Annotated in this window: 9 protein-coding genes and 2 pseudogenes; 7 read left to right on the top strand and 4 right to left on the bottom strand. The window is 63.3% G+C overall.

Going from position 1 to position 10,465, the window contains the following annotated elements:
- Positions 1 to 611: 611 nt before the first annotated feature.
- Together ABRA89_RS19815 and ABRA89_RS19810 are read right to left on the bottom strand one after the other, a co-directional pair.
- A pseudogene (locus ABRA89_RS19815) lies at positions 612 to 1,569 on the bottom strand (IS630 family transposase).
- Positions 1,570 to 1,895: 326 nt separating this feature from the next.
- Entirely contained in the window at positions 1,896 to 3,758 is a 1,863-nt protein-coding gene (locus tag ABRA89_RS19810) for a DUF2207 domain-containing protein (RefSeq protein WP_349943238.1), read from the bottom strand.
- Positions 3,759 to 3,862: 104 nt separating this feature from the next.
- Here ABRA89_RS19810 and ABRA89_RS19805 point away from each other — a divergent pair, with 104 nt between their 5' ends.
- The 7 genes from ABRA89_RS19805 to ABRA89_RS19775 all read left to right on the top strand — a co-directional run bounded on the left by ABRA89_RS19805 (position 3,863) and on the right by ABRA89_RS19775 (position 9,777).
- Positions 3,863 to 5,995 carry a hypothetical protein gene (locus ABRA89_RS19805; protein ID WP_349943237.1) on the top strand — a complete coding sequence of 711 codons (2,133 nt, stop codon included), beginning with the start codon at positions 3,863 to 3,865 and terminating at the stop codon, positions 5,993 to 5,995.
- A complete protein-coding gene (locus ABRA89_RS19800) occupies positions 5,992 to 6,306 on the top strand; it encodes a toxin-antitoxin system YwqK family antitoxin (RefSeq protein ID WP_349943236.1) in 315 nt (104 codons plus the stop codon). Before ABRA89_RS19805 ends, ABRA89_RS19800 begins: the two co-directional genes overlap by 4 nt.
- A gap of 103 nt (positions 6,307 to 6,409) precedes the next feature.
- Positions 6,410 to 6,712, top strand: a complete 303-nt coding sequence (locus ABRA89_RS19795; RefSeq protein ID WP_349943235.1) for a hypothetical protein — start codon at positions 6,410 to 6,412, stop codon at positions 6,710 to 6,712.
- A 231-nt stretch (positions 6,713 to 6,943) separates the two neighbouring features.
- A complete protein-coding gene (locus ABRA89_RS19790; RefSeq protein ID WP_349943234.1) occupies positions 6,944 to 7,363 on the top strand; it encodes a toxin-antitoxin system YwqK family antitoxin in 420 nt (139 codons plus the stop codon).
- A complete protein-coding gene (locus ABRA89_RS19785; RefSeq protein ID WP_349943233.1) occupies positions 7,360 to 7,866 on the top strand; it encodes a DUF805 domain-containing protein in 507 nt (168 codons plus the stop codon). The genes ABRA89_RS19790 and ABRA89_RS19785 overlap by 4 nt, the downstream gene beginning before the upstream one ends.
- A gap of 100 nt (positions 7,867 to 7,966) precedes the next feature.
- A complete protein-coding gene (locus ABRA89_RS19780) occupies positions 7,967 to 8,215 on the top strand; it encodes a hypothetical protein (RefSeq protein WP_349943232.1) in 249 nt (82 codons plus the stop codon).
- Between the two features lie 17 nt (positions 8,216 to 8,232).
- Positions 8,233 to 9,777 carry a hypothetical protein gene (locus ABRA89_RS19775; RefSeq protein WP_349943231.1) on the top strand — a complete coding sequence of 515 codons (1,545 nt, stop codon included), beginning with the start codon at positions 8,233 to 8,235 and terminating at the stop codon, positions 9,775 to 9,777.
- Positions 9,778 to 9,944: 167 nt separating this feature from the next.
- On the opposite strand, the pseudogene ABRA89_RS19770 reads toward ABRA89_RS19775, so the two are convergent.
- Together ABRA89_RS19770 and ABRA89_RS19765 are read right to left on the bottom strand one after the other, a co-directional pair.
- Positions 9,945 to 10,199 (bottom strand): annotated as a pseudogene (locus tag ABRA89_RS19770) (IS3 family transposase); the annotation flags it as partial.
- A 16-nt stretch (positions 10,200 to 10,215) separates the two neighbouring features.
- Positions 10,216 to 10,465 (bottom strand): transposase (locus ABRA89_RS19765; protein WP_349943230.1); only part of this gene is annotated, 250 nt, incomplete at its 5' end.

Genomic DNA, 10,465 nt, shown 5'->3' with positions numbered 1-10,465 from the left:
GGCTCCGGCGCTCCGCTATCGGATGGCTCCGCACCTACGCCGGTTGCTCAACCAGCGCCCAACGGCGTATCTGAAACGGACGAGACTCTAATCGCTGTTGGATGAAGATTCAGTGGCAGGTCAACGCTAATCCATGCCGAAGCGGCAAGCTTTTGCGGCGATCTCAAATTCGGCTCTTGAGTGAAAAGTGCAGGAGATCATCGAACGCCGCCGTTCGTGCCGATTGCAGCATCGGTTACGATGGGCGCGAACCGGCCATTCGCTGCCCGAAGCACGAACGGCCGTTCAGCACATTCCCCGCGTGAGCATCCGGGATGCCTCGAAGTAGGGCTGCTTGTGTCGGCTTGAATTACCCGTTGACATGGGGTGTGCATGGAAACCGCCAAATCGGAAGCTTATGCTTCACTGGAAGCAAGTGATTGCCAATGCACCATAAGTTTGCACACACGATCGATTTGGATGTTGCTGAGACCTCTAAAAATGATTCCAAAACAGCCACTTGATGATGTTGCGACATTCAGCAGGGGCATAACCATGCACACTCAACGCATAAGCATGCACAGATCGGATGTTTGGAGACATTGGTTATGGCCCTCTAGAGCATCGGACTTTTAATCGGAAGCAGATCCTGTGGCTTTGAAGTAGTTCCAGCACTCTTCGGGCGCGAATTGATCGCAGATGTCGCCGATTGCAGGCCAGAGTTCGTCGAAGGTTCGAGCTTTGGCTTTGCCAAGCAGGGTCTTGAGTTTGGAAAAGGCTTTCTCGATCGGATTCAGATCGGGACTATACGGCGGCAGGAACAAGAACCAGGCGCCTCGTTCTTCGAGGATCGCAGCGGCGTTTGCGCTTTTATGGACTGGGAGATTGTCGAGCACAACGATATCGCCGGGCTCGAGCGTGGGAGCCAGCTGGGTTTCGATATAGGTGTCGAAGGCTACACGGTTCATCGCTTTGTCGATGACCCACGGCGCTACCAGCCCATGACAGCGCAGGCCGGCGATGAAGGTCTGCGTGCCCCAATGGCCAAATGGCGCGTCTGCGTTCAATCGTTCGCCCTTCAGGCTGCGGCCGCGCAGCGGCGTCATCTTCGTATTCACCGCGGTTTCGTCGATGAACACCAGACGATACGGCTGAAGACGCATGCGAGGCTGGCGTTTGGTGATCCAGACCCGCCGTTTCTCACGCACGTCCTTGTGTGCGCATTCCGAGGCCATCAGCGATTTTTTTATATGTGAAGCCGTGCCTGCATAGCAGGCGAGACAGAACCGCCGGATCAGCCGAGACGCAACGCTCGGCCAGCAAGCGTTCGGCGAGTTCCGGCATCGTGATGTCCGGTTTGTCCTTTACGATACCGATCAGAAACGCTTCGTGCGGTGCCAGCTTGCCATGCCCTTTCGGTCGCCCCTGAGGCCTTGGTTCGAGCGAGCCAGTCCGAGCCCGCAACTGCATCAGTTTGATCGCAAAACTAGGACTGACCGAAAAATGCCGGGCCGCCGCCTGTCGTGAATGGCCCGCCTCGACAAAGGCCGCGACCCGCTCCCGCAAATCTTTCGAATAATCCCGACCCATCATCCACTCCGCTAAAACCGAGAGTGAATCAGCAGTCCATGCAATCAGCAAGTTTGATTCTCAGTTCGAGTCCGACGCTCTAGAATGGCGGCTCAGCGGGAGTGTACGGACGTTCGATGTTGCGCGGCGCGGGCCGCAAATGTCGGGTGCATAGGCGGCTAGCGGACCTGGCGCATGAGATCCTAGCATCTTCGGCACGCGACCCAAGGCGGTATTCAGACCCGAGCACCGAGGCGACTTGATCGGGCGGGTTGCTGGTCTCGGAAGCCGTGACTTACGTGTTTCGTCGCCAGGCTTGATGCCGCGAGACTGGCGCGAATTCCGGCTTACCAGCCCCCGCCGCCGCCGCCCCCTCCTCCGCCACCGGAAAAGCCGCCACCCGAAAAGCCGGAGGAGCTGGAGCTCGACGCGGTGCAGGCGTTGACGCCCGTGGTCATCGCCTGGCACGCGGTTGCGATACCGCCGCCAAGGGACCCGGCCTCGATGGGCGTGCCGTGATACCAGGCCGGCATCCAGACATGTGTCGGCACGCGCCCGCGGGAAATGGCGCGCGTTAGGGCGTCTTCGTAGGCCCCAGCGAATTGCTTTTCCACGTCAAGGGCGATGGCATAGGGCAGGAAGGCCTCGAACCGGCGGCGGGCGTTGCGGCGGGAACGGCCCTTGAGGCGGGCCGCGGAAAGGTAGCGGCGAAAGCCCTCGATCTCGATCTTCTGGGCCCGTCCAGCGGCGGTGGTCAGGCCGATGCCCGCTGCAAAGACGGCGAAGATCACCGGCAGGGCGATCAAGCCCGCCGCCGACAGCAGGCTTAGCGCCCCAGACAGCGCACCGAAGATCAGCCACATGAGGCAGGAAATGCCCAAGGCGATGCCCACCGTCAGCGCGACCGGCCGCAGGGTCCCTCCTGCCAACGCCGTCAACAGCGGAATGGCAAGCGGAAGCGCCGGCATGACGTGCAGAAGCCAGGTCTGTCCCGCCAGCGCCTGCCACATGATGGCGAAGGCCAGTCCATAGCCGGCAACACCGGCCAGCAAGATCCAGTTGGCGTGCGAGATGTGGAAGGTTTCGCCGTGTTCCTCCCGCATCGCCGCGGAGAAGACATCCAGCAGGGCAAGGACAGCCTTGCGATTGTCGGGCGAAATGACGAGCGGCCCCTCCAGTCCGTCCAGATGCGCCAGGATCGCGGCCTCGCCCACAGGAAGGGTGCCGTCACTGGCCTTCCCGGTCCGTGTGATCGACCATGTGGTGTCGCTTTGAGAGATGACGACGTAGCCCTTGACGCCCAGGTCAACCGTCGCCGCTACCATCGCGGCGTTGGTCACCCCGCCGTTCGCCCGGATGTACTGGGCCAGCGCAGGCGAGATCCCCTCGGGCGGGGTACTGCGGACGCGGATGCGACCCAGCGGCGCGTCCTTGCCCTTGCGCCGCCAGATCAGCCACAGCGCAGCCCCCAGCAGCAGGGTACCAAAGAGCGCGGTCATGTCAGCCGGGCGGTCTCGGAACGTGAAAAGGATGCGATCAATGGCCGATGGGCGGGACACAATGCCGGTGGGAAAGGCGATGGCGGTGGTCAGGCCCTCGTGCCAGTCCAGCGCGCCATCGGCCATGACATAGACGGTGCCTCCGCCGTCCTCGATCTGCTCGAAGGCGTCCTGTTCCCGCGACCCAAGGGGGCCGACGAAGGTTTCGACATCCGTGGCCACGGCCCCGTCGGGAAGGCGGATCCTGGCGGCGGCCATCTCGATGCGGAAGGCCCAGGAATTGCCGGTGATGTTCCAGTAAAGCTCGTCATGATCGGCATGGAAGCGGACCTGCCGCTCCACGTCGTAACGCAGACGGAAACGGTGCTCGCCCGGGCTTACGGCTGTATCCTCATCCCCCAGGTAAATGCGGATCATCCCGTCCCGGCGCTGAATGCGGGTGTCCACAGGGGCGCCGTCCATCGTGGCCTCGACCAAGTCGAATCCGCCCCAGCGGATGCCGTCCTTCGTCAACGGCAGGTCCCGGAAGATGCCGTGGCGGATGCGCTGCCCTTCGGCCTGAACGTCCAACGTCTCGATCACCTGCAGGCCGCCGGCATCGTCTATCGTGATTTCACTGATGAAGCTGCGGATGCGTTCATCGGCTTGAAGCGGTGCTGCGGACAAGAGGATGAGGAAAAGGGTGGATAGGGTGCGGAATGAAAACGACATGCAGTCATCCTACAACCGGCAATATTCCGAGCACAAACCAAGGGTCAGGCTTCACATCCGAAGCCTGTCTGTTAGTCGTCGCGCCGACTCGAAGGAAAGATTAGATGACATATCGAAAACTCGCTCTGGGCCCGATCCTTGCCATGATCGCCGGCACCGCGGGTGCAGAAACGGTGACTTTCGATCCGCAGCCCGGCGCGGCCCGCACATGGCGGATGGAGATGTCGGTTCGCCCCGGGCGCGAGGGTGAACCACCCGAATACAGCTATGCCACACAGCGCATCTCGTCGCTCACGCGCATGCAAGTCGTCGATGACAGGACGCTGCGCATCCTTCCGCTGTGGTTCCAGACGGTGGTCGCGGGCGAAACCTACGGCACCCAGGGGCCGCTGCCCGACGACATTCGGCAGGCTATGGCGGAGGGCTTCGATGCCAACCTGAATGCAGGGGTCATCACGGACGTCACACCACACGGGACCGCAGATGTCCCACAAGAGATGATGACGGGGCTCAGCCAACAGTTCGGTGCCGTCCTGCCCCCTGCCCGGCTTGAGGCAAAAGAGGGCTGGAGCACGACCATCGCGGAGTTCTCGGGCGTTCCGGATGTGAGGGTGACTGTTACCCATGTGACGGACGACAGCGTGTTCCTGAAGTATTCGGGCGATGATCCTTCCTTCCGGATCGCGGGCCTTGCCGTACTGGACCGGGACGAGGGCTGGCTTCGCCGCGTGGTCATGACGACCGACCAGAAGAGCGAGGACGGCACCACGCTGCGCACCACCCTCGCGATGGCACCGCAGGACTATCCCTTCCCCATACATGCCGACTACACCTATGAGCGCCCCGACTGGCAGCCCGTGCCCGACAGCCTCTCCGCCGTCACACCGCTGCCGACCGAGGCCGATATCTTTGCCCACGATCAGGGCCGCGTGCGCCTCGAGAACGACCTTCCGTCGCTGGATTTCACCCACAAGCATGAGATCCTGGCCAATACCGGGCGCTTGGTGGTCAGCGACCCCCAAGTGTTCCGGGGCGATCAGCCGGTAGATATGCCGATGCTGGCCCTGCCGTCGATCACCCTGCCGAACTATCACGAGGAAGACGGCGATCCGTCCTTCACCTCCACGACCCTGATCCCCACGGAGCAGAAGCAGATCCTGCCGGATGTGCTGGACGCGACCGAGATCCGTGCGAATGTGGCGTGGTATCCGGCGACCCCCTTCACGATGACGCTGACCCCCGACGAGACCGGCCATGCCGAGGTGACGAAGAACCGTGCCACCGCGCGGCTCTCCCCCACCGACGAGGGCTTCGACTTGATCCTGTCGGGACGTGAGGGCGATAATTTCATGTGGGCCGTCGGCGAAGGCACGGAGGTAGGCAGCATGTTCTATGCCGCAGATCGCGGACCGGACTGGCTGACGCCCGCCGAAAGCCTTGCCCGCCGCATCGCCTCTCCCCGGTACAGCAGCGTGCGTGTGGCACTCAAGACCGATGCCCCCACGCCCACCCTGTCGGTGCGGGTGATCCGTCACCCGGACACCCCTGTCGCGACGCGCGAGATGACGTTCCTGACCGATCACGGGCGCCGCATGGACCTTGACCGGGCCCCCGACAAGGTGCTGCTGTTCAAGGGCGACCCGCCGCCGCGTCTGGAAGATGTCCGTCCCGAGGGGCTGGATGTCGCCGCACTGTACTTCCGCATGGGCAGCCTTCAGGCCGCACGCTGTTCTGCAGATTTCGCGCTGCCGCAAACGGACGCGGTCTTTGCCGAGGCCACCCCGGACACCGTTAGATATAGCGGCACTCGTCTGTTGCAGATGCAGACGCCTGATGGCACCCGCACCCATTTCTATGAACACGGTACGCAGGACGTGACTCTGACCTGCGATGCTACCGTGACGTGGGAGGCGACGGAGGTGCAGCCCGATCCCGACCACCCGTGGCAGATCGACCCCGAGGCGCTGGATATCTCGCCCGACCTGACCTACGCGCAGCTGATGGACCAGATCCGCTTCGTGGACGCCCATGGCGACGCGCTGGCGCTGGTCACGCCTAACGGGCGGGGCCTGGCGCCGTCCGACAGGATCAGTTGGGCGATCTTCCCCAACGGGATGCTGCGGGTCGCGGGCAAGCCCGCCCGCATCCTGCGCGCCGTCAGCCGCCCCGATCCCTTCACCGTCAGCTTCACAGTCACTTTCCCCGACCTTCCGGTGCCGGAGGACGCGCCGCAATGATCCGTACCGCAGCCCTGCTTCTCAGTCTCGCAACGCCCGCCCTGGCCCAGACACTCGATGGCGTGCAGAGGGACTTCTACGACGACGGCACCCTCGCAGGGGAAATCACGCGCAGCGGGGGCGAGCTGGATGGTCCCTGGCGCTCCTACTATCCCTCGGGCAACTACGCGAGGATGCGGTCTACGAGGCAGGCCGCATCGACGGGGTCGAGCGGAAGTTTCACGAAAACGGTCAGCATGCGTCCGAAGTTCATTGGACGGTCGGAGAGCGCGACGGAGACTTCCGCGACTATGACCGTGCCGGCAACCTGACCATGCAGGGCACCTATGTCATGGGACAGCCCTCCGGCACGCACGAGAATTCCGGCCCTCGGGTGCTCTGCGCTCAGTACGGCATTTCGACGAAGGCCGCGAGGTGGGTCTGTCACGCCGCTGGACGCGCGACAGCGTACTGACGCGCGAGACCGAATATACCGACGCCGGCGTCTTCGTGCGGGAACGGCGCTGGAAGGAAAAGACGCTGATCTTCCTGCGCGAACCCGTGCAGATCGACGGCCATGGCGAAGGCGAGAAGCTGACGGAATACGATGGGAATTTCACCGAAACCGATATCAAGGCCGAGGGCTACCGCCTGACCACCCGCCATCTGAAGGACGAGCTGATAGACCGGTCCGAGGTGATCGACGGCCAGAGGCAGCGCCTCTACATCAGCACGTAACCGATCCAGGGCGACGTGACCCGCGTCATCTATGTCGACAACCAGCCACATGGATTGTTCACCCGGACGTGGAACGGCAGGGTTCTTGAACGGGGCATGTAGGATCACGGGAAGCGTGTCGGCGAATGGCGTCGTGAAGAGACGACGTCTTTCGTGGAGCTGGAGACCTACGACGCAAAGGGACGGCTGGACGGCGAACGACGCACTCTGGGCCAGGACGGAAAGGTGCGGATGCGCGTGACCTCTGCCGCCGGAACGCTGGACGGGCCATATGAATCTTTTGGCTCCGGTGGTGAGATACTCGAAGTGGGGCAATACGACATGGGCCAGAAGACCGGCCCGTGGCAAGAGATCTCCGGTGACCTCGAGGACCTCCACTCCGGCAGCTATGCCGAGGACAAGCGCGACGGGCGCTGGACCATTGCCGGCGCGGATGGCCATCCGGCCGAGGTCATCCACTACGACATGGGAGAGGAGGACGGGCTGCATTACCTCTTCGCCCCCGATGGCGCGGTGGACGAGGTGCAGGCCTGGCGCGACGGTGTCCGCGACGGCTACACCACGCATTATCAGGACGTTCGCCCGGTCCTGCGCGATCTGTGGCAGGACGGAATGCTGACACGAACCGACCTGCCGGTGGTCCCGGAATGACGTTCGGACGGGCAATCCGCACCTGCCTGCGCAAGTTCGTCCGCTTCGGCGGCCGGGCCTCCCGCGCGGAATACTGGTTCTTCGTGCTGGCCCTGGTGCTCGCGACCTGGGTCACCGGGGTGCTGGATTACATGCTCTTCGACGGGCGGCATCCCCTTGGCGTGTTCCTTGCCGTCGTCACCCTCCTTCCGATGACATCGGCCGGATGGCGACGTCTGCACGATTTGGACCGGCGCGGCTGGTGGCTGCTGTTGCCAGGCATCGCGTCGCTGATCTTCCTCGTCGGGGCCTTCGCCATTCGCGGCCTGACCGCGCAGCCGATGGCAGAGATTCCCACCGTCAGCAACTCCGCAGGCTGGCTTTACACCATCCTGCTGGGGTTTCCTGCGGTGTCGCTTGTCTCGACGATCTGGCTCGTCGTACTGCTGGCGCGAAAGGGCGATCCGCACAGCAACCGCTTCGGTCCCGCACCGCAGGACGGCGAGGGGGTATCGAATGAATAGTGCTCTGATGCCGACGGGGCGTACCAGCCAGCCTCGGCACAGCTGCCGTGGCTCGGGATCGGCTGACGGGCGACATTCTGCACCCGATCTGCAGGCCGACATGATCCCCGTCGCACAGGGTGGGCTGACCCTCCTGCTTCTCGGCTGGCAGGGGATCGCGGTGATCGGCGGCGTCGCCCTGGCCTTCGCGCACAAGGACGGGCAACGACGCCTGTTCTTTCGCCGCCATTCGATTCTCCACGGCCTGCTCTGGCTGATCGTCGCGCCGGTGGTGGGCGCTTACCTGCTGCTGACGGTGGCAGGGGTGGCCGCACTGCTCTGGATGTGGATCAGCGGTGATTTCGGCTGAACATGAAAGGACTTCCCATGCGCTCACTCCTCGCGATTGCACCACTGCTCTGGGCCAGCCCGGCCCTTGCCGAACCCGTGACCTTCCAGCCCGACCCGGACAGCACGCGAAGCTACAGCCTCTCGGTTGGCGACGAGGCTCGCCCGCTGGCCTACGACGCGCTCTATGGCCGGTATCTCGACACGTATTTGGACGTGACGGCGACGGAAGACGGGGTTCACACGATCCCCACGCGCGTCGAACTGCGGGAGGATGACCAATACGCAAGCTCGTCCTCGCCGGGACAGTGGTCAGACGAGCTGACCGCCCTGCAACGCGCTGGCTATGACACGGTGATCGCACGCGATGACACGGCTCGCACCGTCACCAGCGCCGCGCCTGACATGGAACCGGGCGCAGGCGACAAGGCCGCTCAGCTGCACGCAGCCCTGTCCGATCCCTTCGCCAGCCCCGCCTTCCCGGTCACGGTTCAGGCCGAGGAAGGCTGGTCGACCAGCCTGCCGGAACTGGGCAGCTATGAGGACGTGGAGGTGCGCGTGACGGCGGTGACAGGCGAAGAGGTGCGCGTCGCCTTCGCGGGCGGTGCTGGCCGTGATACGCCCCTCGATGCCGATGATCCCCGTCCGTGGCGTACGCGCGGCCACCGCATCGCCGGGCTCGCCGTTCTGGATCGTGCCGAGGGATGGGTGATCCGTCAGGTGGTCACCCGTGAAACAACGTTTACGCTCGATGGCCACAAGCTGCCCTCGCGCCGCACGACCGTCCTGACCCCGCTGATCGACGGTCTGGACAGCTTCGCCCCAGAAGACAGCCGCTGGCCCCGCGACATCGACGAAGTGACCGCGCCCACGGAACTGCCCCCCGCAACCGCGGACCAGATGTTCGGAGACGAGCCAACCTTCGAATTCTACGGCGCGCCCGCCCTTCTGGCCATTCCTGCCGAGATCGAGAGCTTTGTTCAGGCAGGCAGGATGACCTTCAACGACCTGCGCCTGTTCGATGAGGCCGGAGAGCCGGTCGATCTCCGCACACATATTGGCACGGTCTATGCGCAACCGGATTTCGGCTATCCCGACAGCCTGCGGTCTGCCGCTCTGGTGACGCCGAACGTGATCGGCACCGTCATGTTGGACCAGATGTCACGCATGACGGCCGAGGTCGCCTGGTATCCCTCGACGACGCAGGCCATCGAGATGACGGCGGACGAGGACGGGCGCGCTTCGGTCGAGAGCAACGGCCTGCGGGCCCAACTGCATCCCGGCGACAGGCCCGACACCTACATCCTGCGCTACAGCGGGCAGAAGGATGACTTGATCACGTGGTCGGTGCCGGAGGAGATTTCGGGTCAAGCCGCGCTCTACGCTCATGATCGCGGCCCCGACTGGCTGTCACCCGCGGAAAGCCAGGTCCGCATGTTCGCGGCCGAGCACCCCGAGGGGCAGACCCTGGTGCTGCACACCGAAACCGCCCCGCAAGCCATTCATCTCCGGTTGGACCGCCCTGCCGAACAGCCGCAGGTGCGTAGGGAAATCACTTTCGCACCACGTGAGTACGGTCGCTGAGGAGACCTCCGACGCCTGCGGCAGTCACCTCGAGCGCATGATGATCCAGCCGCGACCGGCCCGCATGGTGCTTTGGCTTCAGTACTGACGGCACAACTGCGGCCTGCTTAGTTGACGCCTTTGGGCTCGATGGACTTGCTTCGCGAAAGTGGAGAGCGTTTTTGGTTTTAGGCTGTCAACCTCTCGAATTGAAGCGGGCTGATGAAGTCGAGCGCCGAATGGCGCCGGACAGGATTGTAGAAGCCTTCGATGAACCGACCGATCGCGTCGGTGGCTGCGGTTCGGGTCTGGAAGACGGTGGGCCAGACGAGTTCGGATTTCAGAGTTTTGAAGAAGCTCTCGACCATGGCGTTGTCAAAACAATTTCTCTTTCCCGACATCGAGATCAGGATGCCATGCTTTCGCAACAGGGCCTGATACTCTAGGGCCTGTTGAGATTCATCGCGAATTGACGACTGTCATGGAGAGGTAAAGCATGGCTGCGAAGTTGCGGTCCGTCTTCTCCGCTCGCATGGCGATGCCCTTGAATTCCTTGATCTTGGCAAAGGCGTTTTCGACGAGGTGGCGCCATTTGTACATCTCCTCGTCGATTTCTCGTGGCTGCTTTCGCTTCGGTCGCTGGGAGATGACGACCTTCGTGCCGCGCTCGTCCATTTCCTCCACGATCCAGTTGGCGTCGAAGGCCTTG

The sequence above is a fragment of the Fulvimarina thalattae genome, from assembly GCF_040239565.1.
Classification (GTDB): Bacteria; Pseudomonadota; Alphaproteobacteria; order Rhizobiales; family Rhizobiaceae; genus Fulvimarina.
The sequence above is the reverse complement of the archived record's forward strand: the minus strand, read 5'-3'. Positions and strand labels throughout refer to the sequence as shown.